This window comes from Streptosporangium pseudovulgare (assembly GCF_014648055.1).
Classification (GTDB): domain Bacteria; phylum Actinomycetota; class Actinomycetes; order Streptosporangiales; family Streptosporangiaceae; genus Streptosporangium; species Streptosporangium pseudovulgare.
On record NZ_BMQJ01000002.1, the window covers coordinates 53,511 to 78,986 of the forward strand.

The window sequence follows — 25,476 nt, forward strand, 5'->3', positions numbered from 1 at the left end:
TCTCGTCCCGTCCCGTCCGCCGCGGTCTTCGCAGGAGGTCCGATGCTGCGCGTCGCGAACTGCTCCGGTTTCTACGGCGACCGCCTGTCGGCCGCCCGGGAGATGGTGGAGGGCGGCCCGATCGACGTCCTCACCGGCGACTGGCTCGCCGAGCTGACCATGCTGATCCTGGCCGGGAACCGCGCGAAGGGCCGCCCCGGGTACGCGACCACCTTCCTGCGGCAGCTGGAGGAGGTCCTCGGCACGTGCGTGGAGCAGGGCGTCAGGATCGTCTCCAACGCGGGCGGCCTCGACCCGGCCGGGTGCGCCGGGGCGGTGGCCGGGCTGGCGGACCGGCTCGGGCTGCGGGTGCGGGTCGCCCATGTCACCGGGGACGACCTGTCCGGCGGTGACCTGCGCGGCGCGCGCGACCCGGACACCGGGGAGCGGCCGGCCGCGACCCCGCTGACCGCCAACGCCTACCTGGGCGGCCGGCCGATCGCCGCCGCCCTGTCGGCCGGCGCGGACGTGGTGGTGACCGGCCGGGTCACCGACGCCGCGCTGGTCACCGGCCCGGGGATCTGGCGGTACGGCTGGCGACCCGACGACCACGACGCGCTGGCCGGGTCGGTGGTCGCCGGGCACGTCATCGAGTGCGGCTGCCAGGCGACCGGCGGGAACTACGCCTTCTTCCGGGAGGTGCCCGACCCGGCGCGCTGCGGGTTCCCGCTGGTGGAGCTCGCGGCCGACGGTTCCTGCGTGGTCACCAAACATCCCGGGACCGGGGGCCTGGTGTCGGTCGGGACCGTCACGGCGCAGCTGCTGTACGAGATCGGCTCCCCGCGCTACCTCGGCCCCGACGCGGTGGCGCGGTTCGACACGATCGAGCTGGAGCAGCAGGGGCCGGACCGGGTCCGGATCTCCGGGGTGCGCGGCGAGGCCCCGCCGCCGGACCTGAAGGTGGCGCTCACCTACCCGGCCGGATACCGCAACACCATGACCCTGGTCCTGACCGGCCTGGACATCGAGGCCAAGGCCCGGCTCGCCGAGGAGGCCGTCTGGGCCCGCGTGCCGAAGGAGACCTTCGACGAGGTCCACGTCGAACTCGTCCCGCTCGGCGCCGGCCTCTCCCCCGCCGGGGGAACGGCCCTGCTCCGTATCACGGTGCTGGACGCCGACCCCGGGAAGGCCGGGCGCGTCTTCTCCTCGGCCGTCGTGGAGACGGCCCTGGCGAGCTACCCGGGCTGCTACGCCCTGACCCCGCCGGGGAACGCCACGCCGTACGGCGTCTACCGGCCCGCCCTGATCCCGGCGGAGACCGTGCGGCCCCGGGTCTGGCTCGACGGCGAGGAGGTGGGCGGGGACGGCGCCGGGCCGTACGGGACGGGCGCTCCGGGACGGCCGGGCGGCCAGGAGGCGCCCGGGCTGCCTGGACCGGCCCCGGCGGGACCGGAGGCGGAGGAGAGCCGGCCGGCCCGTGAGGACGGCGGGCCGGCGGCGGAACGGGTTCCACAGGGCGTGAACGGCGATCCGGCGGCGGAACGGGTACCGCCGGGCGCGGAAGACGTCCTCGTGACGGAACGGGTACCGCCGGGCGCGGAAGACGATCTGGCGACGGTGCGGGTGCCGCTGGGGACGATCGTGGGCGCCCGGTCGGGCGACAAGGGCGGTGACGCCAATCTGGGGGTGTGGGTGAGCACGCCCGAGCGGTTCGGGTGGCTGGCCGGCCACCTGACGGCGGAGCGCCTGGCCCGGCTCCTCCCGGCCGTCGCGGGCCTGCGGATCGAGCGATTCGAGCTGCCGAACCTCCTGGCGCTCAACTTCGTCGTCCACGGTCTGCTGGGCCTGGGCGTCTCGGCCGGCACCCGCCTGGACGCCCAGGCCAAGGCGCTCGGCGAGGAGTTGCGCGCCGCGCTCACGGACGTCCCCCGAACCCTGCTGTGAGGCCCCCGCGGACCCGTGACCACGCGTGGACCCCGCGGACCCGTGACCACGCGTGGACCCCGCGTGCCCGTGGCCACGCGCGGACCCCGCCCCTGTCCGGTCCCGGCCCGTCACCGGACACGGTCCATCGCCCGGCCGGCCGGCTCGCCACCGGGCGCGCCCGGATACGGTCCGGAATCCGCCGCCCGCCGGCGGGCGGCCCACCGCCGGAGACGGCCCGCCACCGGGTGCGGCCCGTCGCCGGTCGCGGTCCGTCGCCGGATACGGACCGACAACAATTCGGTCTGTCGGCGCTCAGAATCCCGAAAAACGCGCTCGCAACCCTAGGATTGCTCGCAATTGCGACGTGATCGTTGCCTAGGGAAGGATCGAGTCATGCGTTTGCGGTTCCTCGGCTCCACGTCGGAGGCGGGCGCCTGCCCCTCCCTCTACGAGACCGACCGCGGCACCATCGTCGTCCAGGGCCTCCATGTCACCGACCCCGTGACGCTGGCCGACCTCCGGCACGTCCTCGACGGCGAGACCGCGGTCGAGGTGCCGAGGGAGCTGCTCGTGGACATCGCCCGCCGGGTGCTCCCCTCGGATTGATCACGATTGCACCACGCTCTATGGCATGATCGGTTCTTTCGGGTCTACCCTCGTGCGGTCATGTGACGGCCGTGCCCGAAAAGAGGGACCGGCCCCGGTGCGAGTGGTGGCGTCCGGCCCGTACGGCCGACGGAGGAGACGACGGGTGAACGGGTTCCAGGAGGGCCGGACCGAGCTCGGCATGCAGCTGCGGCGGCTTCGCGAGTCGGCCGGACTGTCCGGCAAGGATCTCGCCGAGCGGCTCAGGTGGCAGGCGTCGAAGGTCTCCCGCCTGGAGAACGCCCGCCAGACCCCCACCGAGGAGGACGTCACCCAGTGGGGGTGCGCCCTCCAGGCCGCCCCCGGCACGGTCGAGGAGCTGGTCGAGCAGGTCAAGGCGCTGCTGGAGCGGCAGGACTCCTGGCGGCAGCGGCACCGCAGCGGCCTGGCCACGTTCCAGGAGGACATCCGCGACCGGGAGATGCGGACCTCGCTGTTCCGGGTGTTCGAGCCGGGCATCGTCATCGGCCTGCTGCAGACCACCGAGTACGCCCGGGGCGTCTTCACCCGGCTCAAGCGCATCTACCGGGCGCCGGACGAGATCGACGCCGCCATCCGGGTGCGGATGAAGCGCCAGGAGATCCTCTACGACCAGAGCAAGACGTTCCGTTTCGTCCTGCCCGAGGCCGCCCTGCGCTACCGGCTGGCGTCGCCGGAGGTGATGCGGGGCCAGATCGACCGGCTGCTGGCCGTGACCACGCTGCCCAACGTGGAGTTCGGCGTCATCCCCTTCGAGGCGCCCCTGCCCTCGGCGCTGCTCAACGGCTTCTGGATCTACGACAGGGAGCTGGCCGCGGTGCCGACGAGAACCCGCGAGCTCCTCCTGCGCGACCCCGAGGACGTCGAGTTCTACGAGACGACGTTCGACGAGCTCCACGGGGTCGCGGCCTTCGGGGAGCAGGCCAGGGCGGTGATGGCCCGGGTGCTGGATGATTTGTCCGGGCAATCAGCGGATTAATCCCCGCAATTGCTTGATCAGAGTGCCAAGATCGTGCAATTCTCTGTTCGACGACGGAGGTGACGCACGATGCTCGACACGCTGTCCTGCCTGGAGCAGTTCGCCACGGCCACCCGGCGGCACGCCGACCTGTCGGTGCAGAGGATGTCGTTCGGAGACCCGGCGTACGTATGCGTCCGCAACCGCTTCAGCGCCACCCTCTCCGAGACCGTGACGTGCTCGTCCGACGGGGGTTTCATCACCTCGTGGGGATACCGGCTCGGCGACACCGGCAACGTCGAGGGCGCCGCCGCCCGCCTGGCCTTCCTGCTCGCGGCCATGCCCGCCTGATCCGCGCGTCCGGGCCGTCCGGGCCATCCGGGCCGGACGGACCGGTTCCGCCCGGCCCTCGGTACGGGTCCGGTCCGGCGTCGCCCGCCCGGCTCACGCACCCGGGCGACCCGGGTCCCGGCCCGAGCCGTCCGGATTCAGATCGGCACGGGCCCGGCGGTCGCCTCGGGGCCGTCGGGGCCCTCCGGGACGTCGGAGGCGGGGAAGACCGAGGGGTCCAGCCCGACCTCGCGGGCCGCGGCGACCCGGGCGTGGTGCAGGAGCCGGCCGCGCGACATGTTCCCGGTGTGCAGGGTGTAGCGGACCACCAGGCCGTCGAGCATGCCGTCGAGCCGCTCCGCCGCCCCCTGGGGGTCGTCGCAGACGAACTCGCCCCGCTCCACCCCTTCGGCGATCACCTGGGCGAGGGTCTCGATCCAGCCGCTCTCCAGTTCCAGCAGGATGTCGCGGACGTGCGGCTCACGCACCCCGACGGCCCAGGCGTCGAGCCAGAGGATCCAGCTCTGGTCGGACCGGGAGGCGGGGATGTAGAAGCGCAGGATCCGGTCGAGCTTCTCGACGGAGCCGCCGGGCCCGGCGCCGATCTCCCTCAGCCGCTGGACCTCCGCCTCGCTGGTGCTGCGGAGCATCTCGGTGATGAGGTCGTTCTTGGTGGCGAAGTGATAGTGGATCAGGCCGCCGCTCACGTTCGTCGCCCGGGCGATGTCGGCGACCCGGGTGCTGGCCAGACCCCGTTCGAGCACGACCCGCCGGGCGGCTTCGAGCAGCTCCGCCCTCCGCTGGTCGGCCTGGTCGGCGCGGCTGCCCCGCGCTCCCTCTCCGCTCTGCACTGCGCAAGAGTAACAGGAGCGCGGGACACCGGTCCGAATGCTATTGACTGAGTGTTCAGTCAATGATATCCGGACCGGTTCCGCGCCGGATTCCGGTTCGTCCCCGGCGGTTCAACCGCAGCGGTAGAGGGGCCGGTCCTCTCCGGTCCCGCCGTACTCGGCCGCCGGGACGACGGCGCAGTTCGCCTGGACCCAGGCGAGCGCCTCCGAGTTCCCCCGGCCCCCGGGCCCGCCGGGTCCGCCTGACGGGCCCGCCGCGTCCGGAGCGCCGGAACCCTCGGCCGTCCCCGCGGAGCGGCCGGACCCACCGGACGTGCCGGACTCACCCGGCCCGTCCGACCCGCCCCGGCCGCCGGAACCGCCGGGACCGCCGCCGGGCAGCACGTACCGGAGCCGCCCCGAGGAGACGAACTCCTTGATCCTGGCCATGCTCATGGCCGGATCCGAGCCGCTGAAGCCGCCCATCGCGATGACGGGCCGGCCGGTGGACAGGATGGCCGACGCGGCGCTCTGCGCGCTGTCCACGGCCACCAGCCAGGTCGCGCCGCCCTGGTTCCGCTCCAGGTAGTCGAGCAGCTTCCGGTCGATCTCTCCGCCGGGGCCGCCCCTGACCAGGCGCGGCCCGGACGCGCCGGAGCCGTCGCCGGTCCCCTCGCCGGAGGAACGCTCCCCCGCCTCGCCGGGCAGGGCGTTCCCGGGGCCGTCCGCGCCGGTCCCCTCAAGGAAGCGGCCGGGCACGCCCCGGGCGCCGCCCGGCATGCCGGGCATGCCGCTTCCGGCCGGGCCGGCCGTGGGATTGGTGCCCATGACGGGCGAGCCCAGCGGGGTCAGCGCGTACGCGGCGGGACCGGCGAGGCCGGTGAACGACCCGGTGACCAGTACGGTCGCCGCGACCAGCCGCCGGGCACGCCCGCCGAGGCGGGTCAGGAGCAGCGCCGCCGCCGCGACCGCCGCCGCGGCGGCGACCACCCACGCCAGCCACGGCGCGAAGTCCGGGCTGCGGCGCAGCACCGCGAAGGACCACGCCCCGGTGACCGCGAGGCCGCCCGCGAGCACCGCGGCCCAGGCCCGCGAGCGCCGGGCCGCCCGCCACATCAGCACCCCGCCGACGCCGGTCAGCGCGGCGACCGCCGGGGCCATCGCGGTGGTGTAGTACGGGTGGAAGATGCCCTCGGCGAAGCTGAAGACCACGTAGTGGACGGCCAGCCAGCCGCCCCACAGCAGCAGGGCCGCGCGGGCGCCGCGCAGGGAGCCGCGGAAGGCCAGGACGAGCCCGGCGACCAGGGCGAGCGCGGCGAACGGCAGGAGCCAGGAGATCTGCCCGGCCAGGATGTCGTTGAACAGGCGCCCGGCGCCCGGCGCGCCGCCGAACCCGCCGCCCCCGCCGGGGCCGCCCAGCAGATACCGGGGAAGGCCCTCCGGCGGGTCCGCGGGCACGCCCGTGGGCGGGTTCCCCGCCGCGCCGCGTCCCGGCGGCCCTCCCTCACCGCCGAAGATCCGGCCCAGGCCGTTGTAGCCGACGACCAGGTCCCAGACGGAGTTGTCGGAGCTGCCGCCGACGTAGGGGCGGCTTCCGGCCGGCCACAGGTCCACGATCGCCATCCACCACGCGCTGGAGCCGACCAGCGCCGCCCCGGCGGCCGACAGCCGGCCCAGGCGGCGGGCCACCGTACCGGGGGCCAGGAACAGATGGACCGCGGCGAACGCCGGGACCACCAGGTACGCCTGGAGCATCTTGGTGTTGAAAGCCAGGCCGACGGCGACGGCGGACAGCACGAGGGTGCGCGTCCGGCCGGTGCGGACCGACTCCTGGCAGAGCCACGCGGCGGCCACCAGCAGCAGGACGAGGACGGTGTCGGGGTTGTTGTCCCGGTTGATCGCCACCGTGATCGGGGTCAGCGTCATCACCAGGGCGGCGAGCAGGGCGGCCGCGTGGCCCGCCGTGCCGGGCAGCGCGCGCCGCACCGCGGAGTACAGGACCCCCACGGCCGCGACGCCGGCCAGCGCCTGGGGCAGGAGCATGCTCCACGTCCCGAACCCGAAGATCCTCGCCGGCAGCCCCATCACCCACAGCGCGAGGGGCGGCTTGTCCACGGTGATGAACGACCCGGCGTCCAGCGCGCCGAAGAAGAACGCCTTCCAGCTCCGGGTGCCCGACAGGATCGCGGCGGCGTAGTAGTCGTTGGCGTACCCGTTGCGGCCGAGCGCCCAGGTGTACAGGACGGCGGCCGACGCGAGCACCGCCCACAGGCCGGGCCTCGCCCAGCGGGGGTCGCCGGGGGCGCCGAGGGCCGCCCGCCGCACGGCGGCGCGGAACCTCCCGCCGTCCGGCGGCGTCGCGGTGACGACGGCGGGTGCGGCGGTGGCGGGACCGGGCGAGGTGTCCGGCGCTCCGGCCCGGAAGGTCTCCCGCGCGGAGCCGGACGGGGTGCCGGGGACGTCCCCGGGGGTGACGCGGGCGCTCATCGGACGACCTCCCCGGCGGAACCGGTCGTCCCGGCGGAGCCGGAGGCGTTCGTCCCGGTGGAGCCGGAGGCGTTCGCCCGGCGCGGGTTGAAGACCCAGACGCGCAGCAGCACGAAGCGGGCCAGTGTGGCCAGCGCGTTGGCCGCGACGAGCGCGACGACCTCGGCCGTGGCGGAGGCGCCGGGCAGCAGGCGGCCGAGCAGCGCCAGGCCGCCGGTGCTCAGCAGCAGCCCGACGGCGAACGCCAGGCCGCCTTCGAGCTGGTGGCGCAGCGCGCCGGCGCGGCCGGTGACGCCGAAGGTGAAGCGCCGGTTGGCGGCGGTGTTGGCGACGGCGGCGACGAACAGCGCCACCGCGTTGGCCGTCACCGCGGGCGTCACCTGGCGCAGGGCGACGAACAGGCCCAGGTGCGCCAGGGTGCTGACGGCGCCGACGACGGCGAAGCCGGAGAGCTGGCGGGCCATGCCCCGGGGGAGGCGGGCCGCGCGGACCCGCGGCGGCACCGGCAGGCGGGCCGCGCCCCGCAGGGCCCTCCTCGCCACCCTGGCCATCCCCCGCAGGTCGTCCAGGGCGGTGCGCGGGATGTCCACCCGGCTGTCGGGGTCGTCCACCCAGTCGACCGGCACCTCGTGGATGCGCAGGCCGTGCCCCTCGGCCAGGAGCAGCAGCTCGGTGTCGAAGAACCACTCCTCGTCCTCGACCGCCGGCAGCAGCGCCTGGACGACCTCGGTGCGGCCCGCCTTGAACCCGCACTGGGCGTCGGAGAAGCCGGCCCCCATCGCCGAGCGCAGCAGCAGGTTGTAGGCACGGGAGATCAGCTCCCGCTTCGGGCCGCGGACCACGTTGGCGTTCCTGGCCAGCCGGGTGCCGATGGCCAGGTCGCTGTGGCCCGACAGCAGCGGGGCGACCAGCGGCAGGAAGGCGTCCAGGCCGGTGGACAGGTCGACGTCCATGTAGGCGACGACGTCGGCGTCGCTGGCCGACCACACCCGCCGCAGCGCCCGCCCACGACCCTTGGCGTCCAGGTGGACGGCCCGCACGTGGGGCAGCTCGCGCTCCAGGCGCGTGGCGATCTCCCAGGTGGCGTCGGTGCTGGCGTTGTCGGCGATCGTCACGCGGAAGCCGTAGGGGAAGGTGCCGGTCAGGTAGGCGTGCAGGCGGCGGACGCTGGCATCGAGCACCCGCTGCTCGTTGTGGACGGGAACCACGACCTCGACCAGCCGGGTCCGCGCCGGTGCCGTCACCCCCATCACACCGCCCTCCGTGAGCCGGGACTCGGATCTCTTCTCATGGGCCCAAGGCTCACCCGGCGGTCTTTGACGGACCTGAGGCGTCCGTTAACGGCCGGTGAGAAAATCCGTGAAGGCGTCTGAGGATGCTGAAGCGATCTTGCAAACGACTGGGATCCGCGCTGACCTTCCATGGCCCGGCCCGGCCCGGCCCGGCCCGGCCCGGCGGGAACGGGGACCGGCCGGCGAGGACCGGCGGCGGCCCGGGACCGGCTCGCCGGCAGGAAAGGGAAGGGCCGGGGGCGGCGTCACGCCTCGCGGGCCGCGCCGGGCAGGCGCATCCGGGCCAGGATCCCGCCGCCCGGGGCGTTCTCCAGGGCGACCCGCCCCCCGGCCTCCCGTACGGTCTGCGCCACGATGGCCAGTCCCAGCCCGGAGCCGGGCATGCTCCGCGCCGACGACGACCGCCAGAACCGGTCGAACACGTAGGGCAGTTCCTCGGGCGGGATGCCCGGCCCCGCGTCCCGCACGGTCAGCTCGCCGTCGCGCAGCCGTACGGTGACCGGGCCCCCGGAGAACTTCACGGCGTTGTCCAGCAGGTTAACCACCGCCCGCTCCATGGCGGCCTGGTCGCCGTGGACGTACCAGGGGGCGAGGCCGGTCTCGATGGACGTGCCGGGGGCGCGGAGCCGGGCGCGGCGGACGGCGGACTCCACCACCTCGTGGAAGGCGAACTCCACGTGCGGCTCGTGGTCGCCGTCCCCGCGGGCGAGCTGGAGCAGGTCCCCCACCAGCGTGGACAGCTCCTCGAACTGCGCCTTCAACCCGGCCAGCAGCCTGCGCTTGGGCTCGGTGTCCAGCGGGCGGCCGGTGTTCTCGCTGCGCAGCAGCAGGTCGACGTTGGTGCGCAGGCTGGTGAGGGGGGTGCGCAGCTCGTGCCCGGCGTCGGCGATCAGCCGCCGCTGCCGCTCGCGGGAGCCGGCCAGCGCCGCGGTCATCGCGTTGAACGAGGCGCCGAGGCGGGCGATCTCGTCGGTGCCCTCCACGGGGATGCGGGTGCCGAGGTCCTCGGTCCTGGCGACGTGCTCGACGGCCTCGGCCAGCCGGCCGACCGGGCGCAGCGCCGTACGGGAGACCAGCAGCCCGGCCCAGGCGGCGCCGACCACGCCGAGGGCGGCCACCCCGGCGAGGATCCAGGCGAGCGTGGTCAGCGTGGACTGGAACTCGGCCAGCGACCGCGACTCCATCACCGCCAGGCCCGATCCGGCGCCCGTGGTGAGCACCCGCACCGGGGTGCCGTCCTCGGCGGCGCCGTCCCGCAGCGCCCACCTTCCCTCGGGGGCGGCGGCCAGGGTGCGGTCGGCCGGGGTCACCGTGACGGCGAGCCCGCCGACGACGCACCTGCCTCCCTGCGCGTCGATCACCTGCACCGGGAGGACCCGCGGCGGCCTGGGCCGGTCCGGGAACGTGCCCGGGGGGGACCCGGGCAGATCGGGCAGCGGGGGGAGGGCGGGCAGGTTGCCCGCGCAGTAGTCCTGCATCCACTGGGCGCCGGCCGACGCTCCCTTGGGCTTCTCCAGCAGGGAACGGTCCACCTGGTTCAGCAGCGCGCCGCGGACGATGAACCAGCAGGCGCCCGCGCACACCGCGATCGCCAGCGCGACGGCCGCCGCGACCAGCAGGGTCAGCCGCGAGCGCAGGGAGCGGCGGCGTCTCACGGCGCGGCCCGCAGGACGTAGCCGACGCCCCGGACGGTGTGGATCAGGCGGGGACGGCCGCCCGCCTCGGTCTTGCGGCGCAGGTACATGATGTAGACGTCGAGGGAGTTGGACGACGGCTCGAAGTCGAAGCCCCACACCTCGCTGAGGATCTGCTCGCGGGTGAGCACCTGGCGCGGGTGCAGCATGAACAGCTCCAGCAGCAGATACTCGGTGCGGGTCAGCTCCAGCCGTCCGCCCGCCCGGGTGACCTCCCGGCCCGCGGTGTCCATCCGCAGGTCGCCGCAGGCCAGCACGGCATCGCCGAAACCACCGGGGCCGCCCGGACCGCCGCCGCCGGGCGCGGCGGAGGCGGCGAGGGCGCCGCGGCGCAGCAGCGCCCTGACCCGGGCCAGCAGCTCGTCCAGCTCGAACGGTTTGACCAGGTAGTCGTCGGCCCCGGCGTCCAGCCCGGACACCCGGTCGCCGACCGCGTCGCGGGCGGTGAGCATGAGCACCGGAACGTGGTTGCCGGCCGCCCGGAGCCGCCGGCACGCGGTCAGGCCGTCCAGGCGGGGCATCATCACGTCCAGCAGCACCAGCTCGTACGGTTCCCGGGCGAGGACGGCCAGGGCCTCCTGCCCGTCGGGGGCGACGCCGACGTGGTAGCCCTCGAACTCCAGGCTGCTCTGCAGCGCCTCCCTGAGCGCGGGCTCGTCGTCCACGACCAGCACCCGCGCCGCACCACCGTCACCCATGGCCCCCACGCTAGACGCCCGACATGAGAGCCCGATGAACGCCCGCTCCCTGTTTCACCCCCGCCGGCCCGCCGGTCATCGGGGCGGGCCGGGCCGTACGGCCGCGCTCAGGACGGGACGGCGCTCGAGGACGGCGCTCAGGACAGGACGGCCATGGCGGCGTTGTGGCCGGGGATGCCGCTGACGCCGCCGCCGCGCCGGGCGCCCGCGCCGCAGAGCAGGACGCGCTCGAAGGCGGTCTCCACCCCCCACTTGCCCGGCTCGCCGTACGGCCACGACAGGTCACGGTGGAAGATGTGCCCGCCGGGCAGTCCCGCCTCGTCCTCCAGGTCCACCGGGGTCTTGACCTCCAGACACGGGCTCCCGTCGGGGGCGCGCAGCAGGCAGTCCCCGATCGGCTCGGCGAGCACGGAGTCGACGGAGGCGAGGGTGGCCCGCAGCGCGGCCTCGCGCGCCCCGGCCGGGTCCTCGCGGAACAGCCGGGCCGGCATGTGCAGGCCGAACAGGGTCATCGTCTGCGCCCCGGCGGCGCGCAGGTCCGCGCCGAGGATGGACGGGTCGGTCAGCGAGTGGCAGTAGACCTCGGCCGGGGGCAGGGCGGGGATCCGCCCGGCGGACGCCTCGGCGTACGCGCGGGCGAGCTGTTCGCGGCCCTCGTTGATGTGGAAGGTGCCGCTGAAGGCCGCCACCGGGTCGACCTCGGCGTCCCTGAGCCGCGGCAGCCGGGAGAGCACCATGTTGACCTTCAGCTGCGACCCCTCCGGCGCGGACCCGTCGCCGCCGAGCAGCCGGGCGAGCACGGCGGGCGGCACGTTCGCCAGGACCCGCGTGCCGCGCACCGCATGCTCGCCGCCGGTGTCGCGGAAGGTCACCTCGCCCGAGGAGGGGTCGACGGCGAGCACCTCGGCGCCGGTCAGGATCTCGGCCCCGGCCGAGCGCGCGGCGTCGGCGAGACCGCCGGAGACCGCGCCCATGCCGCCGACCGGGACGTTCCAGTCGCCGGTGCCGTCGCCGATCACGTGGTAGAGCAGGCAGCGGTTGGCCAGCAGGCCGTCGTCGCCGGGGTCGGCGAAGGTGCCGATCAGGGCGTCGGTGAGCACCACCCCCCGTACGGTGTCGTCGGCGAAGCGCTCGTCCACGACCTCGCCGATCGGCCGCTCGAACAGCTCCCGCCACGCCTCCTCGCCGACGAGGTCGCGCATGGCCCGGCGGTCCATGAGGGGGTGCAGCAGGGTCGGCGCGACGCGTCCGGCGACGTGCCCGGTCAGCGCGTAGAAGCGCCGCCAGGCCGCGAGGTCGGCCTCTCCTCCGGTCACCCGGGCGAATGAGGCCGCGGTGCGGGCCTCGTCGCCGTGGTCGACCAGCAGGCCGGTGTCCCCGGCGGGGGTGTAGGAGGCGTAGCGGCGGCGGCGCAGCTCCAGCCGGAGCCCGAGGTCGGAGACGATCTTCGAGGGCAGCAGGCTGACGAGGTAGGAGTAGCGCGACAGGCGGGCGTCCACGCCGGGGAAGGCCCGCGCCGAGACCGCGAGGCCGCCCACGTGGTCCAGGCGCTCCAGCACCAGGACCCGGCGGCCCGCGCGGGCGAGGTAGGCGGCGGCGACCAGGCCGTTGTGGCCGCCTCCCACGATCACTGCGTCGTAGCGGGAACGGAACACGCGTCACCCCTTGGGAGGTTCTGGGACCGGGCTGGGACCGGGGGATCGGGCCGGGTGCGGCCGCGGGTCAGAGGCCCGTCTGCCGGTGCGGTTCCGGACGGAGCGCGTCCGCCACCTCGATGAGCGCCATGCCCGGCACCATATAGCGAAGGCGACAAAACGGTCTATAGGTCATTTCTGTTTACCGCTCAGGCGGTAAGGCGGGTACTCCTCCGGAGAGAGGGAGGTGTCACCGGCCGCCGCGCTCCCGCCGCCGGTGGGAGGCGTCGACCCCGGGAAGGGAACGGGACCCCGCCGCGCCCCGCGCCGCGCGACCGGCGCGCGGGCGCGGCGTTCCCGGCGGCTCTACGGGTGGACGTCCCACCGGGACGGCCGTAACGTGATCACCCCGGAAGCAGCAATCCCGGTTACACCGTTCCAAAAGGGCGACGAGCCGGCCCGCACAGGGAGACAGAGACCGCTCATGCGTACCACCCACCAGCCCATCGAAAGCGCGCTCCGACCGTCCGGCGAGGTGGCCGAGGCACTGGAGCGGGGCGCCCCGGTCGTGGCTCTGGAGTCCACGATCATCTCCCACGGCCTGCCCCAGCCCCGCAACCTCGAGGTCGCGGCCGAGCTGGAGCGGATCGTCCGGGACGCCGGGGCGGTGCCCGCGACGATCGCGGTGCTGGACGGGGTGGCGCGCATCGGCCTGGACGAGGGCGAGCTGGAGCGGATCGCCACCGAACCGGGGCTGCGCAAGCTCGGCTTCCGCGATCTGCCCGCCGCCGCCGCGCTGCGGGCCAGCGGCGCGACGACGGTATCGGCGACCTCGTTCCTGGCCGCCCGCGCGGGCATCCGGGTCTTCGCCACCGGCGGCCTGGGCGGCGTGCACCGCGGCTGGGTCGAGACCCAGGACGAGTCGGCCGACATCGACATGCTGAGCCGTACCCGCATCACCGTCGTCTGCGCGGGGGTGAAGTCGATCCTGGACGTCCCGGCGACCCTGCAGCGGTTCGAGACGCGCGGGATCACCGTCGCCGGTTTCGGCACCGACGAGTTCCCCGGCTTCTACCTGCACACCTCCGGCGAGCGCGTGGACTGGCGGATCGAGACCCCGGAGGAGGCGGCGGGCGTCATGCGGGCCCAGGACGCGCTCGGCGGGCCGGAGACCGCACTGATCGTCGCCAACCCGGTGCCGCGCGACCGGCAGCTCGACCCGGCCCTGCACGACCGGGTGCTCGCCGAGGCGCTGGAGGCGGCCGAACGGCAGGGCGTCAGCGGCCAGGCGATCACCCCGTTCCTGCTGAGCTACCTCGTCAAGGGCACCGACGGCGCCTCCCTGGAGGCCAACCTGGCGGCCGTGCGGGGCAACGCCCGCGTCGCCGGGCTGATCGCGGCGGCGTGGAGCAGGGGAAACTGAGGACGCCGTGAGCACAGCCGGTCTGCTGGTCATCGGTGACGTGGTCACCGACGTCGTCGCGCTCCACGGCGGCACCGCCCTGGCCCACCTGGCCGTCGGGACCGACACGGCGGCCGACATCGTGCTGCGCCCGGGCGGCTCGGGGGCCAACACGGCCTCCTGGGCCGCCCACCTGGGCGCCGACGCGCGGATCCTGACCCGGGTCGGCTTCGACACGGGCGAGTGGCACGCCGCCGAGCTGCGGCGCCGGGGGGTGCGCCCGCACCTGCGGGTGGACCCTGAGCGGCCGACCGCGGTGGTGATCGCCATGGTCGACGTGACCGGCGAGCGCTCCATGCTCACCAACCGGGGCGCGGGCGGGCACATCGGCGTCGACGACTGGGACGAGAGCCTGCTCGACGGGGTCGGCCACCTGCACCTCTCGGGCTACACCCTGTTCGCCGAGCCGGGGCTCCAGCTCTCCCGGCTGGCCCTGGCGGAGGCCGCCCGGCGCGGCGTCACGGCCAGCGTCGATCCGGCTTCGACGGGGTTCCTGCGGTCCTTCGGCGCCGGGCGGTTCGTCGAGGAGACCCTGTCCGCCCGGCTGATCGTCCCGAACCTCGACGAGGCGCGCCTGCTCACCGGCGAGTCCTCCCCCGAGCGCGCCGCCGAGCGGCTGAGCCTGCGGTACGGCGCGGCCGCCGTGAAGCTCGGCTCCCGGGGGGCGCTGATGGCCCGCGGTGGAAAGTTGACCGCCCGGGTTCCCGGACTGCCCGCGGAAGTGGTTGACTCGACCGGGGCCGGTGACGCGTTCGCCGCGGGCCTGTTGACCGCCCTGCTGAGAGGGGCTGACGACGAGGCCGCGCTGGACGCGGGGCGCCGGGCCGGAGCCGAGGCGGTGGCCGCCGTCGGCGGACGGCCGCGCGTCGCCGGGTCCGAAGTGGGTACCAACCAGCTTTATCCTCTTATCACCAATTGATAGCTTGCGGCGTAAGCTGCACCATCAGCCACATGCGTCACTTTGGGGAGGTTGCGGTCCACCGATGGATGCCGATTCATCGATCTGCCTGAGTGATCTGGTACCGGCCCTGCGCTGGAGCAGGCCCCAGCAGGTCGCCGAAGCCCTCTCCGATCCCCGCCTGCCCGCCGGCTGGTGGTCCTCGGTCACCCTCACCAAGGCCCTCGGCACCGCCGGGCTCGACTGGATCTGCGACCGGCTCGCCCGGCTCTCCGTGTCGCGCTGGGATCACCTGCCGCTGAGCGACGTGCTGCCCGCCCTGCACGTCCACACCGTCGACCCCACCCTGCCCGGGTGGCCGGAGCCGGCCCGCGCGGCCATCTCCGCGCTGGGCGGCTGGGCCCGGCTGCGCCGGCTGACCTCCGCCGACCTGGGCGGCGCGCCCGGTCAGGCCACCCCCGAGGTCGTGGTGACGGCCGTGTTCCAGGAGGTGCTGGGCCGGGTTCCCGGGATCTCCGGGGTCGCCGAGCAGGCCGGGACGGCCGCCGGAACGGCCGTGGAGAACCGCCCGGTCACCGGGCAGACGCCCGCCCCCGCGGCGGCTCCGGCGGCCCCGGAGCGGCAGGCCCCGGCCGCGCCGTCCGCGCCGCCCGCGGTCTCGGTGCCCGCGCAGTCCCCCGCGCCCGCCGCGCCGCAGCCCGCCGCGCCGGCCGTACCGCAGGCCGCGCCCGCCGCGGCGCAGGAGCCGGCGCGGCCGCAGGTGGATCTCGGCGACTACCCGCTGGTCCGCCTGGTGGAGAACATGTTCCGCGGCTGGAACCCGCTGGAGCTCGCGGTCGCCGTGGAACGGCTGTTCGCCGTCGATCCGATCAGCCTGCGCGCGCTCGCCCACCGGCTCGACGCCGGCCGCGACGCGCTGTCGGCGGCCCAGCGCACCGCCGAGGAGCGCATCCTGCTGTGGCTGCGCTCACCGGAGTCGGCCCCGCTCACCGGCCACATGTTCGGGCTCACCGAGTGGCTGGGCGCGGCGGCGACCGAGGAGCAGCTCATCGCGGCCGACCCGGCGCACCCGATCGAGGTCCCCACGCTCCGCACGCCGCTGTGGCGGGTGCTGGTCACGCTCATGCCCGACCGGCGGCTCCAGGACGGCTGGCTGGTCGTCGGCGACCTCGGCGGCCTGCGCGACCGGACCCGCAAGTTGCTGGCCGGGCAGCCGTCCGACGCCGACGTGGTCGCGCTCATGGAGCGCCAGCTCGGCATCCGCGCCCACTCCGCCCCGGCGTGGCTGGTCGCCCTCAACAACTCCCCGGCCGGGAGCGAGGGCGCCCCGCAGGGCGGCGCCGGCTCCCCCGGCCAGGGCGGGCAGCTCCCGCGCCGCACCCCGGGCGCCAACGCCCACCACCACCGCGGCGGCCAGCCGGTTCCGCAGGTCAGCCCCGACTCCATCGACCCGCGCGCCGCGCTGGCGACCCTGTCGGCCCTGTCCGGCAACGGCCGCCCGCATCTGGTCTCCAGCCGCCGGGCCCCGCTGCACCCGCCGGCCGGTCCGCCGAGCTCCTCCGGCCCGGTCACCGACCCGAGCCGCTGGCAGCGGATCGAGGTGACCAGCGAGCACCTGCGGGGCGGCCCGGTGGCGGTGCCCGAGGGGTACGCCACCAGGCTCGGCATGCGCCCGGGCACGCTCCTGTCGGTGACCGGCCCCGGCGACAACGCGGTGGTGCTGGTCTGGCGCGACCAGCCGGTCTTCGACTCGCTCCAGCCGGTGCTCATGCGCCTGAACGCCCGGCCGGGCGACCAGGTGTACGTCACCGTGGACGGCTACCGCCTGGAGGCCCAGCTTCCGGGCTGAGCCGCCCGGCCGTCCCCCGCGGCCCCGGCCGGAGGTCGGGGCCGTTCCCTTCGTCCCGTGGGCACCGCCGCGGTGCGGCATCGCACCGCGGCGGTCCCGTGCGGCGTCCGCCCCCCCCCTGGCACGGGCTCCCCCGTGCCGGGCGTTCTCGTCCGCGCCGGGCGTTCCCCGCCCGTTCTCCCGAGCCGGGTGTTCCCCGCCCGCACCCCCGCGCCGGAGCTCCCCGGCCGCGCACCCCCGCGCCGGAGCTCCCCGGCCGCGCATCACGCGCCCGATGTCCGGCCGCCCACGCTCCCGTGCCGGGCGGGTCCGTCTCAGACGGTCACGGCCTCGGTCCGGCGGCCACGCCGCCACAGGCCGTCCGCGGCCAGCGCCCCGCCGCCGCTGAAGCCGATGGCCAGGGCCGCCGCGGCGAGGGCCAGGACGAACTCGTATCCCCCCTTGTCGGCCGCGAAGCCGTTGGCCCCGTGGACGAAGACGATCGCGCCGATCATGTCCAGGGCGAGCAGGACGCCGAACACCGGCAGCGCCGCGCCGACGATGAGCGCGATCCCGCCGACGACCTCCAGCACGGCCACCGCCGGAGCGGCCAGGCCCGGCAGCGGAATCCCGATCTGCTCGAAGAACGCCGTCGTCCCGGAGATCCCCATGGTGGTGAACTTCTGCCACCCGTGGACGAGGAAGATCACTCCGATGCCGATCCGCCCCAGCAGCAGGGCGAAGGGCCGAATCCGGTCGAGCATTGCCGCTCCTTCGTTAGTTCCAATTTGAACCAAACCTAGCCGGTAGTTCAAATTCGAACAACCCATACACTGGATCCGTGACGGACACCCCATGGCTGAGCGAGGCCGAGATGAGCGCCTGGATGGCCTATCTCACCGCCTCTCACCTGCTTGAACGGCGCATCGAGGAGCAGCTGAAGGCCGACTCGGGGCTGACCCACGCCCAGTACGAGATCCTCGCCAAGCTCTCGGCCGCCCCCGGGCGCCGCATGCGCATGACCGAGCTCGCACGCAGCGCCGTGGTCTCCAAGAGCGGGCTCACCTACCAGGTCGGCCGGCTGGAGAAACGCGGCCTCGTCGCGCGGACGGCCTGCCCCTCCGACGAGCGGGGCGTCCTCGCCGTGCTGACCGACCAGGGCATGCGCTGCCTGGAGAAGACCGCCCCCGGCCACGTGGCCGTCGTCCGCGCGTTCCTGATCGACCAGCTCACCCCCGAGGAGCTGGCCGGCATGACGCGGATCATGTCCAAGGCCGCGGCGGTGATGGCGTCCCCCTACGGGGACGATCCCATGGGCACGACGGGCACGACGAGTACGGCGGGCATGGCGGGCACGACGGGCACGACGGGCATGGCGGGCACGACGGGCACGACGGGCACGACGGGCATGGCGGGCACGACGAGTACGGCGGGCACCGGCGCGGCCGGCGCCTGAACGCCGCCGACGTCCGAACGGCGGGAACGAGACGGGCACGCACGAGACCGCCCCGCGGCGCCGTGAGGGCCGCAGGGCGGGAGGAGAGCCGGTACGGCCCGCGCTCGGGAGCGCTCGGTCCGCGCGAGCCGTACCGTTCCGGGACCGCGCCGCCGGGTCAGGCGGCGGCGCAGCCGACCGAGGCCGGCACGCCGGATGCTCCGGGCGCGTTGCCGGTGAAGCCGAAGGACGTGGTGGTCCCGGACGGGAGGGCGCCGTTGTAGTCGGCGTTCCGCACCGTGACGGCGGCGCCGCTCTGGGTGTACTTCCCGTTCCAGAGCTGGGTGACGGTCTGGCCGCCGGGGAAGGTCCAGCTCACCGTCCAGCCGTTGATGCCCTGGGCGCCGGTGTTCCGTACCGTCACCTCGGCCTGGAAGCCGCCCTGCCAGGAGCTGACGATCCTGTAGTCGGCCGCGCAGGACCGGTCTCCGGGCGGGGGCGTGGTGGGGGTCTGGGTCGGGGTGGAGGTGGGCGTGACGGTCGGGGTCGCCGTCGGGGTGACGGTCGGGGTCGGCGAGGTGGAGGGCTGCGGCGCCGCCATGGCCAGGTCGTAGGCCCGCTGCGGCACGAACTGCCCGGCAGGGCCGATGCAGCCGTCCGACTCGCCGGGAAGCTTGATCCAGAGGAACGCGTCGATCATCGGGTCGCCGGTGCCGGTCGTGCTCGGCGTGCCGATCGCCCGGCCCGCCGGGTCACACCACTCGCTGCCCTGTGGCCCGTTGCCGTTGCGGCTGGTGTCGATCACGGCGCGCAGCCGGGAGACGCCGGTGGCGGAGATGACGTTCTTCGCGTACGCGACCTCGGTGGAGGTCCAGCGGTAGTTGGAGACGTTGAGGGAGAAGCCGTCACCGCTGTCGGCGATGCCGGCCGCCTTCAGCCGGGCCGCGGCGTCGGAGGCCGACAGCCAGCCCGAGTGGCCGATGTCGAAGTAGACCTTCGCCGCCGACGAGGCGGCCTTGAGCTTCTTCCCGGCGTACGCCATGGAGGCGTTGGTCTCCTGCTGCTGGGCCGAGCTCATGCAGTTCGTCATGATCGGCAGGACGTCGGGCTCCAGGATGATCGACGCCGGGCGTCCCTGCAGGCCCGCCGCGACCTCGTCGATCCACTGCCGGTAGGCCGTGTGGCTCGGCGCGCCGCCGGCGCTGGCGCCGCTGCAGTCGCGGTTGGGGATGTTGTAGACCACCAGGATGGGCGTCTTGCCGGCGCTCGCGGCGGCGCCGACGAACGCCGACACCTGGCCGCGCACGGTGGAGGTGTTGGTCGTGGTGAACCACCGGGCCTGCGGGACGGCGGCGATCCGGTCGCGGATGACCGGCGTGCGGGAGTCGCCGGGGTTGGCCGCGACCCACTTGGCCGCGCCGGTGTCCGGGTCGACGTAGAAGGAGGAGTCGGCCGCGGCGGCGCCGGAGGCCACTGAGGCCATGGAGGCCAGGGACGCCGCGACGCCGGTCGCCACGGCGAGGGCCGCGCCGAGTGCGGCCAGGATCGGCCTTCTTCGCATGGGGGACTCCTTGGACGGGGGGTGGGAGCGCTCCCACATTAACGAGTCCGCCTCCCCCGCCTCCAGCGAAGGCCGTCCACCCCCGCCGGTCCGCAGTCACGACCTGCGGCTACGGCTCCCGGAACCGTTGAAAGTTTCACTCCCCACAGAGAACGGAGATCATGAACCGGCGGCCGGCGGCCGAGGCCGGGCACCTCCCGGTGACCGAGGAGGAGATCCCGGCCGAGCGGGATCTCTGCATGCGGTGCGACCGATAGATGGCACCATTTATCCCACTCGCACCAAGGAGCTCATGTGTTTGGGATCGTTCGGCCGTGCCGGCACGGGATGTGCGGCGGGCTGTTCAAGGAGTGGATGGCCCACCTGTGCGGGCTCTGCCTGGCCCTGCGGGACGAGCACGGCCACGCCGCCCGGCTGGTGACCAACTACGACGGCCTGCTCGTCTCGGTCCTCACCGAGGCGCAGACGACCACCCCCGCCGCGCGCCGCCGGGCCGGGGCGTGCGCTCTGCGCGGCTTCAAGGGCGCCGACGTCGCCGAGGCCGAAGGGGTACGGCTGGCCGCGGCGGTCTCGCTGATCCTGGCGGCCGGCAAGGTCGCCGACCACGTCGCCGACGGCGACGGCGCCTACGCCCGTCGCCCCGTGGCCCTCGTCGCCGGGAAGGTCGCCGCCCGCTGGTCCGCCGCGGGCACCCGTACGGCCGGCGACCTGGGATTCGTCCCCGAGCCGCTGCTGCGCGCGGCCGAGGCGCAGACGCGTCTGGAGGGCACCCCGGGCCTGGGACTGCCGGCGCTCACCGCGCCCACCGGGGAGGCGGTCGCCGCCGCCTTCGGGCACACGGCGCTGCTCGCCGGCAAACCGCACAACCGCGAGACGCTCATGGAGGCGGGACGCCACTTCGGCCGCCTGGCCCACCTGCTCGACGCGGTGGAGGACCTGGCCGCCGACCGGGCGACGGGCGCCTACAACCCGCTGACGGCCTCCGGCACCGACCTCGCCGCCGCCCGGCGGCACGCCGACGACGCGCTGCTCGGCCTGGAGCTGGCCGTGGCCGACCTCGACCTGGAGCGGCGCACGCTGGTGCGGGCGCTGCTGGTGAAGGAGACCCGGCGCTCGGCCGATCGCGTCTTCGCCCTGGCGGACCGGGAACGGCAGGAGGACCCCGGGGCGCCCGGACCTCCCGAGGCGCCGCCGCGTGACCCGCGCCTCAAGCCCGACCCGGGGGGCCTGCTGTCGATGGCGTGCGCCGCGATGGCCTGCTGCACCTGCGGGCTGTACCGGCCGCCGTGGGACGAGGAGCGCTACAGGTCGTGCTGGGACCGCTGCGACTGCAGCGGGTGCGACGCGTGCTCGAACTGCGGGAACTGCTGCGACTGCTGTAGCTGCTGCGGCGACGACGGGTGCGGCTGCGACGGCTGCGGCTGCGACTGCTGACCGTACGGAAAGCTCGCTCCCTCAGGCGCTCGGCCACGTTCGCCGAGGGCCGGACCGAGGTCCTCCCCGCGGTGGCCGCGCGCCGAAGTCCTCCCCGCGGTGGCCGGGCCGACGCTCCGGCCACCGTACCGGCGGGTCAGAGGTCGGACAGGCCCAGTTCGCGGGCGATGAGCATGCGCTGGACCTCGCTCGTGCCCTCGCCGATCTCCAGGATCTTGGCGTCGCGGTAGAAGCGGCCGACCGGATACTCGTTCATGAAGCCGTACCCGCCGAAGATCTGCGTGGCGTCGCGGGCGTTGTCCATGGCGGCGTTGCTGGAGACGAGCTTGGCGATGGCCGCCTCCTTCTTGAAGGGCTCCCCGGCCAGCATCCGCTCGGCGGCGTGGTAGTAGGCCAGGCGGGCGGTGTGGGTCCGGGTCTCCATGTCGGCGATCTTGAACTGGATGGCCTGGTAGTGGCCGATCGGGTGGCCGAACGCCTGACGCTCGCGGACGTAGCGCAGGCACTCGTCCACGCAGCCCTGGGCCAGGCCGACCGAGAGCGCGGCGATGGCGACGCGGCCCTCGTCGAGGGTCTGCAGGAACTGGGCGTAGCCCCTGCCCCGCTCGCCGAGCAGGTTGGCCGACGGGACCCGGCAGTCGGAGAAGGACAGCTCGCGGGTGTCGGAGGCGTTCCAGCCGACCTTGGAGTACTTCTTGGAGACGGTGAAGCCGGGCGTGCCCGACGGCACCAGGATCGTGGAGATCTCCGGCCTGCCGTCCGCGCGGCGGCCGGTGATGGCGGCCACCCCGACGACGCCGGTGATGTCGGTGCCGGAGTTGGTGATGAACGCCTTGGAACCGTTGATCACCCACTCACCGCCGTCCAGCACGGCGGTGGTGCGCATACCGCCGGGCACGTCGGAGCCACCGCCCGGCTCGGTGAGGCCGAAGGCGCCGAGCGCCTCGCCCGCCGCCAGCCGGGGCAGCCACTCGGCGCGCTGGGCGTCGGTGCCGAACCGGTAGATCGGCATCGCGCCCAGCGACACCGCGGCCTCCAGGGTGATGGCCACGCTGGAGTCGACCCGGGCCAGCTCCTCCAGGGCGAGGCACAGGGCGAAGTAGTCGCCGCCCATGCCGCCGTGCTCCTCGGGGATCGGCAGGCCGAACAGGCCCATCGCGCCCATCTGCCGCACGATGTCGTAGGGGAACTCCTCGCGCTCGTAGAAGTCCCCGATCACCGGGGCGACCACGTCGCGGGCGAACGCCTCGACGGTCTTGCGCAGCTCCTCGTACTCGTCGCCGAGCTTGGGCATCGTCACTACTCCTTGACGTCGTGGTCGGCCGTACCGCCGGTGGGGGTCTCCCCCAGCGCCTGGACGACCCGGGACGGGCTGGGACGGCCGAGCCTCGCGGCCAGCCAGGTACTGGTCTCCACCAGCGAGGCGAGGTCGAGACCCGTCTCGACGCCGAGGCCGTGCAGCATCCACACCAGGTCCTCGGTGGCGAGGTTGCCGGTGGCGCTGTCGGCGTACGGGCAGCCGCCGATGCCGCCGGTGGAGGCGTCGACCACGGTCACGCCCGCCCGCAGCGCGGCCAGGGTGTTGGCCAGGGCCTGGCCGTAGGTGTCGTGGAAGTGCACGGCCAGCCGCGAGGGCCCGCCGAACGCGCCGATCAGCGCGGTGACGTGCCCGGGGGTGCCGACGCCGATCGTGTCGCCGAGCGACAGCTCGAAGCAGCCCATGTCGAGCAGCCTGCGGCCGACCTCGACCACCTGGCCGACCGGGGTGGGGCCCTCCCAGGGGTCGCCGAAGCACATCGACACGTACGCCCTGACCCGCAGGCCGTTCTCCAGCGCCCGCGCCACGACCGGCTCGAACATCTCGAACTGCGAGGCGAGCGTGCGGTTGAGGTTGCGGCGGGCGAAGGTCTCGGTGGCGCTGGCGAAGACCGCGATCTCCTCGACGCCGTGCTCCAGCGCCCGGTCCAGGCCGCGCTCGTTGGGGACGAGCACCGGGTAGCGCACGCCGGGGACCTTCTCGACGAGGCCCAGCAGCTCGGCGGCGTCGGCGAGCTGGGGCACCCACTTGGGGTGCACGAAGCTGGTCGTCTCGATCACGCGGTGCCCGGCCGCGGCCAGCCGGGTGACGAACTCGGCCTTGACCTCGACGGGTACGACCGCCTTCTCGTTCTGCAGCCCGTCGCGCGGCCCGACCTCGTAGACCGTGACCCGGTCGGGCAGCCCGGCCTCCCGGACCGCGTACGGCTCGCGCATCACGCCTCCCGTCCCGGCGCGGCGGCGATGTGCCGCCCGCGCGCCGTGTCCCGTCCCGCCGCGACCGTGTACGGCCCGCGCGTCACCGCTCCTCCTTCTCGTCCCGCGGCCGGACGACCGCCAGCACGGCGTCCATGTCGACCGCCTGGCCGGCCCGCGCCGGCAGCTCGGCGACGACTCCGGCGATCGGCGCGGTCACGGTGTGCTCCATCTTCATCGCCTCGACGATGACCAGCGGCTGGCCCTCCGCGACGCTCTCCCCGACCCCGGCCTTGACCACCAGGACCGTGCCGGGCATGGGGCTGCGGACCACGCCGTCGGCGGCGCCGCCCGCGCCCGCGCGGTCCCCGGGGTCGCCCAGGTGGTGGCGGGTCAGGGCCCAGGCGGCGCCGTCGCGGCCCAGCCAGACGGTGTCGCCGTCACGGGCGACGGCGTAGCGCCTGCGGACGCCGTCCAGGGTGACGAGCAGGTCGTCGCCGTCCAGGACCAGCGTCGCCCGTACGGCGCCGGCGTCCCCTTGAGGCCCGGCGGCGCGGGCCGTCCCCGCGGCCTCTGCGTTCCCGGCGTCCCCGGCGCCCCGGTCCTCACCGGCCCCGCCGGCGGCCGGGCTCACCTCGGCTCCGGCGGGAGACCCGGGGAGCCCGCGCACCCGCACCTCGGACACGCCGTCGCGGCTCTCCAGCCGCCACGCGGTCCACGCCGCGCCCCCGAGCCGCCAGCCGTCGGGCACGTCCCACGGGTCGGCCGGCGCGGCGGGCACCCGCTCGTGGTGCAGGAGCAGGGCGGCGGCGACCGGCACGTCGGCGGGGACGGCCCCGCCCGCGGCGAGCTCGCCGAGGTGGCGCTCGACCAGGCCGGTGTCGAGGGCTCCGGAGACCACCTCGGGGTGGGTGAGCAGGGCGCGCAGGAAGGAGACGTTGGTCGGCACGCCGAGCACGACCGTCCCGGCGAGCGCCCCGTCCAGCCGCCGCAGCGCGCTCGCCCGGTCGGGACCCCAGGCGATCACCTTGGACAGCATCGGGTCGTAGTCGCTGCCGACGGTCCCGCCGGTCATCAGGCCGGAGTCGACCCGGACGCCCTCGGGCTCGCGCAGCGCCAGGACCCGGCCGCCGGTCGGCAGGAAGCCCCGGGAGGGGTCCTCGGCGTAGACGCGGGCCTCCACGGCGTGGCCGCGCAGCCGTACCTCGTCCTGGGTGAGCGGCAGCGGCTCGCCGGCGGCGGCCCGCAGCTGCAGCTCGACCAGGTCCAGACCGGTGACCAGCTCGGTGACCGGGTGCTCGACCTGCAGGCGGGTGTTCATCTCCATGAAGTAGTAGTCGCCGGTGGCGCCCTGGACGATGAACTCGACGGTGCCGGCGCCGACGTAGCCGACGGCCCTGGCCGCCTCGACCGCCGCCGCGCCCATGCGGGCCCGGGCGGCGTCGTCGAGCAGCGGGGACGGCGCCTCCTCGATGATCTTCTGGTGGCGGCGCTGAAGGCTGCACTCGCGCTCGCCGAGGTGGACGACGTTGCCGTGCGCGTCGGCCATCACCTGGATCTCGATGTGGCGGGGGTTGTCCACGAACCGCTCGATCAGCAGGGTCGCGTCGCCGAACGCGGCGGCGGCCGTACGGCGGGCCGACGCCAGCGCCTCGGGCAGCTCCCCGGCGGAGCGCACCAGCACCATGCCCTTGCCGCCGCCGCCCGCGGACGGCTTGATCAGCGCGGGGAAGCCGACCCGCTCGGCCGCCGCGACGAGGTCGTCGCCGGGTTCGGCGCCGCCGGGCACGACGGGGACCCCGGCGGCGGCCACGGTCTCCTTGGCCCGGATCTTGTCGCCCATGGCCTCGATGGCCTCGGGCGGCGGGCCGGCGAACACCAGGCCGGCCTCGGCGCAGCGCCGGGCGAAGACGGCGTTCTCCGCCAGGAAGCCGTATCCGGGGTGCACGGCCTGGGCGCCGGTCGCCGCGGCGGCGGCCAGGATCCGGTCGATGTCGAGGTAGCCGCCGCCGAGCCGGACCGCGACGTCGGCCTCGCGGACGTGCCGGGCGCCGGCGTCGGCGTCGCTGTACACGGCGACGGAGCGGACTCCGAGCCTCCGGAGCGTCCGGATGACGCGCAGGGCGATCTCGCCGCGGTTGGCGATCAGGACGGTGTCGAACATCCCGGACCGG

20 protein-coding genes are annotated in these 25,476 nt (G+C 74.9%); 9 read left to right on the forward strand and 11 right to left on the reverse strand.

The annotated features are described in order from the left end of the window. The first annotated feature begins 42 nt into the window (after positions 1-42). The 4 genes from IEZ10_RS04170 (at position 43) to IEZ10_RS04185 (ending at position 3,838) form a co-directional block, all read left to right on the forward strand. Positions 43-1,923 carry an acyclic terpene utilization AtuA family protein gene (locus tag IEZ10_RS04170; RefSeq protein ID WP_189245138.1) on the forward strand — a complete coding sequence of 627 codons (1,881 nt, stop codon included), beginning with the start codon at positions 43-45 and terminating at the stop codon, positions 1,921-1,923. A 375-nt stretch (positions 1,924-2,298) separates the two neighbouring features. After that, entirely contained in the window at positions 2,299-2,511 is a 213-nt protein-coding gene (locus tag IEZ10_RS04175; RefSeq protein WP_179827411.1) for a hypothetical protein, read from the forward strand. 145 nt (positions 2,512-2,656) lie between these two features. Beyond that, positions 2,657-3,508: a helix-turn-helix domain-containing protein gene (locus IEZ10_RS04180; RefSeq protein WP_189245139.1), complete on the forward strand. Its 852-nt coding sequence runs from the start codon at positions 2,657-2,659 to the stop codon at positions 3,506-3,508. Positions 3,509-3,577: 69 nt separating this feature from the next. Beyond that, positions 3,578-3,838, forward strand: coding sequence for a hypothetical protein (locus tag IEZ10_RS04185; RefSeq protein ID WP_189245140.1), 261 nt, complete (start codon positions 3,578-3,580; stop codon positions 3,836-3,838). Between the two features lie 137 nt (positions 3,839-3,975). Here IEZ10_RS04185 and IEZ10_RS04190 read toward each other — a convergent pair whose 3' ends face one another. The 6 genes from IEZ10_RS04190 to IEZ10_RS04215 all read right to left on the reverse strand — a co-directional run bounded on the left by IEZ10_RS04190 (position 3,976) and on the right by IEZ10_RS04215 (position 12,473). Beyond that, positions 3,976-4,668 carry a TetR/AcrR family transcriptional regulator gene (locus IEZ10_RS04190; protein WP_189245141.1) on the reverse strand — a complete coding sequence of 231 codons (693 nt, stop codon included), beginning with the start codon at positions 4,666-4,668 and terminating at the stop codon, positions 3,976-3,978. Between the two features lie 111 nt (positions 4,669-4,779). Further along, a complete protein-coding gene (locus tag IEZ10_RS04195) occupies positions 4,780-7,134 on the reverse strand; it encodes a glycosyltransferase family 39 protein (RefSeq protein ID WP_189245142.1) in 2,355 nt (784 codons plus the stop codon). Next, positions 7,131-8,384: a glycosyltransferase gene (locus IEZ10_RS04200; RefSeq protein WP_189245143.1), complete on the reverse strand. Its 1,254-nt coding sequence runs from the start codon at positions 8,382-8,384 to the stop codon at positions 7,131-7,133. Before IEZ10_RS04200 ends, IEZ10_RS04195 begins: the two co-directional genes overlap by 4 nt. A gap of 287 nt (positions 8,385-8,671) precedes the next feature. Beyond that, positions 8,672-10,081: a HAMP domain-containing sensor histidine kinase gene (locus IEZ10_RS39770; RefSeq protein WP_189245144.1), complete on the reverse strand. Its 1,410-nt coding sequence runs from the start codon at positions 10,079-10,081 to the stop codon at positions 8,672-8,674. Then, positions 10,078-10,818 (reverse strand): response regulator transcription factor, encoded by a 741-nt coding sequence (locus IEZ10_RS04210; protein WP_189245145.1) that lies wholly within the window; start codon positions 10,816-10,818, stop codon positions 10,078-10,080. Before IEZ10_RS04210 ends, IEZ10_RS39770 begins: the two co-directional genes overlap by 4 nt. Before the next feature lie 137 nt (positions 10,819-10,955). Further along, positions 10,956-12,473, reverse strand: coding sequence for a phytoene desaturase family protein (locus IEZ10_RS04215; RefSeq protein WP_189245146.1), 1,518 nt, complete (start codon positions 12,471-12,473; stop codon positions 10,956-10,958). A 463-nt stretch (positions 12,474-12,936) separates the two neighbouring features. On the opposite strand from IEZ10_RS04215, the gene IEZ10_RS04220 reads away from it, so the two are divergent. The 3 genes from IEZ10_RS04220 to IEZ10_RS04230 all read left to right on the forward strand — a co-directional run bounded on the left by IEZ10_RS04220 (position 12,937) and on the right by IEZ10_RS04230 (position 16,661). Then, the gene (locus IEZ10_RS04220; protein WP_189245147.1) at positions 12,937-13,875 is read left to right on the forward strand and encodes a pseudouridine-5'-phosphate glycosidase; all 939 of its coding nucleotides are present in this window, start codon (positions 12,937-12,939) and stop codon (positions 13,873-13,875) included. 7 nt (positions 13,876-13,882) lie between these two features. Continuing rightward, on the forward strand, positions 13,883-14,833 hold the full coding sequence (locus IEZ10_RS04225) for a carbohydrate kinase family protein (RefSeq protein ID WP_189245148.1): 951 nt from the start codon (positions 13,883-13,885) through the stop codon (positions 14,831-14,833). 64 nt (positions 14,834-14,897) lie between these two features. Next, on the forward strand, positions 14,898-16,661 hold the full coding sequence (locus IEZ10_RS04230; protein ID WP_189245149.1) for a hypothetical protein: 1,764 nt from the start codon (positions 14,898-14,900) through the stop codon (positions 16,659-16,661). 314 nt (positions 16,662-16,975) lie between these two features. On the opposite strand, the gene IEZ10_RS04235 is transcribed toward IEZ10_RS04230, so the two are convergent. Next, complete coding sequence (locus IEZ10_RS04235; RefSeq protein WP_189245150.1) at positions 16,976-17,404, reverse strand: DoxX family protein; 429 nt, start codon at positions 17,402-17,404, stop codon at positions 16,976-16,978. A 77-nt stretch (positions 17,405-17,481) separates the two neighbouring features. On the opposite strand from IEZ10_RS04235, the gene IEZ10_RS04240 reads away from it, so the two are divergent. Beyond that, entirely contained in the window at positions 17,482-18,096 is a 615-nt protein-coding gene (locus tag IEZ10_RS04240; protein WP_189245151.1) for a MarR family winged helix-turn-helix transcriptional regulator, read from the forward strand. 157 nt (positions 18,097-18,253) lie between these two features. Here the strand turns inward: IEZ10_RS04240 and IEZ10_RS04245 are convergent, their stop codons facing one another. Beyond that, complete coding sequence (locus IEZ10_RS04245) at positions 18,254-19,636, reverse strand: glycoside hydrolase family 6 protein (RefSeq protein ID WP_189245152.1); 1,383 nt, start codon at positions 19,634-19,636, stop codon at positions 18,254-18,256. Positions 19,637-19,930: 294 nt separating this feature from the next. Here IEZ10_RS04245 and IEZ10_RS04250 point away from each other — a divergent pair, with 294 nt between their 5' ends. Next, positions 19,931-21,070 (forward strand): DUF5685 family protein, encoded by a 1,140-nt coding sequence (locus IEZ10_RS04250; RefSeq protein ID WP_189245153.1) that lies wholly within the window; start codon positions 19,931-19,933, stop codon positions 21,068-21,070. 136 nt (positions 21,071-21,206) lie between these two features. On the opposite strand, the gene IEZ10_RS04255 is transcribed toward IEZ10_RS04250, so the two are convergent. From IEZ10_RS04255 to IEZ10_RS04265, 3 genes are all read right to left on the reverse strand, one after another. Beyond that, positions 21,207-22,364: an acyl-CoA dehydrogenase family protein gene (locus IEZ10_RS04255; protein WP_373287372.1), complete on the reverse strand. Its 1,158-nt coding sequence runs from the start codon at positions 22,362-22,364 to the stop codon at positions 21,207-21,209. Between the two features lie 5 nt (positions 22,365-22,369). Beyond that, positions 22,370-23,323: a hydroxymethylglutaryl-CoA lyase gene (locus tag IEZ10_RS04260; RefSeq protein ID WP_189245155.1), complete on the reverse strand. Its 954-nt coding sequence runs from the start codon at positions 23,321-23,323 to the stop codon at positions 22,370-22,372. 82 nt (positions 23,324-23,405) lie between these two features. Next, on the reverse strand, positions 23,406-25,466 hold the full coding sequence (locus tag IEZ10_RS04265; protein ID WP_189245676.1) for an acetyl/propionyl/methylcrotonyl-CoA carboxylase subunit alpha: 2,061 nt from the start codon (positions 25,464-25,466) through the stop codon (positions 23,406-23,408). Between the last annotated feature and the right edge of the window lie 10 nt (positions 25,467-25,476).

Bases quoted from the DNA above. Each gene is read 5' to 3' on its own strand.
- IEZ10_RS04170 (WP_189245138.1), top strand. From the start codon at position 43: ATGCTGCGCGTCGCGAACTGCTCCGGTTTCTACGGCGACCGCCTGTCG.
- IEZ10_RS04175 (WP_179827411.1), top strand. From the start codon at position 2,299: ATGCGTTTGCGGTTCCTCGGCTCCACGTCGGAGGCGGGCGCCTGCCCC.
- IEZ10_RS04185 (WP_189245140.1), top strand. From the start codon at position 3,578: ATGCTCGACACGCTGTCCTGCCTGGAGCAGTTCGCCACGGCCACCCGG.
- IEZ10_RS04195 (WP_189245142.1), bottom strand. From the start codon at position 7,134: ATGAGCGCCCGCGTCACCCCCGGGGACGTCCCCGGCACCCCGTCCGGC.
- IEZ10_RS04200 (WP_189245143.1), bottom strand. From the start codon at position 8,384: ATGGGGGTGACGGCACCGGCGCGGACCCGGCTGGTCGAGGTCGTGGTT.
- IEZ10_RS04210 (WP_189245145.1), bottom strand. From the start codon at position 10,818: ATGGGTGACGGTGGTGCGGCGCGGGTGCTGGTCGTGGACGACGAGCCC.
- IEZ10_RS04220 (WP_189245147.1), top strand. From the start codon at position 12,937: ATGCGTACCACCCACCAGCCCATCGAAAGCGCGCTCCGACCGTCCGGC.
- IEZ10_RS04230 (WP_189245149.1), top strand. From the start codon at position 14,898: ATGGATGCCGATTCATCGATCTGCCTGAGTGATCTGGTACCGGCCCTG.
- IEZ10_RS04235 (WP_189245150.1), bottom strand. From the start codon at position 17,404: ATGCTCGACCGGATTCGGCCCTTCGCCCTGCTGCTGGGGCGGATCGGC.
- IEZ10_RS04245 (WP_189245152.1), bottom strand. From the start codon at position 19,636: ATGCGAAGAAGGCCGATCCTGGCCGCACTCGGCGCGGCCCTCGCCGTG.
- IEZ10_RS04255 (WP_373287372.1), bottom strand. From the start codon at position 22,364: ATGCCCAAGCTCGGCGACGAGTACGAGGAGCTGCGCAAGACCGTCGAG.
- IEZ10_RS04260 (WP_189245155.1), bottom strand. From the start codon at position 23,323: ATGCGCGAGCCGTACGCGGTCCGGGAGGCCGGGCTGCCCGACCGGGTC.
- IEZ10_RS04265 (WP_189245676.1), bottom strand. From the start codon at position 25,466: ATGTTCGACACCGTCCTGATCGCCAACCGCGGCGAGATCGCCCTGCGC.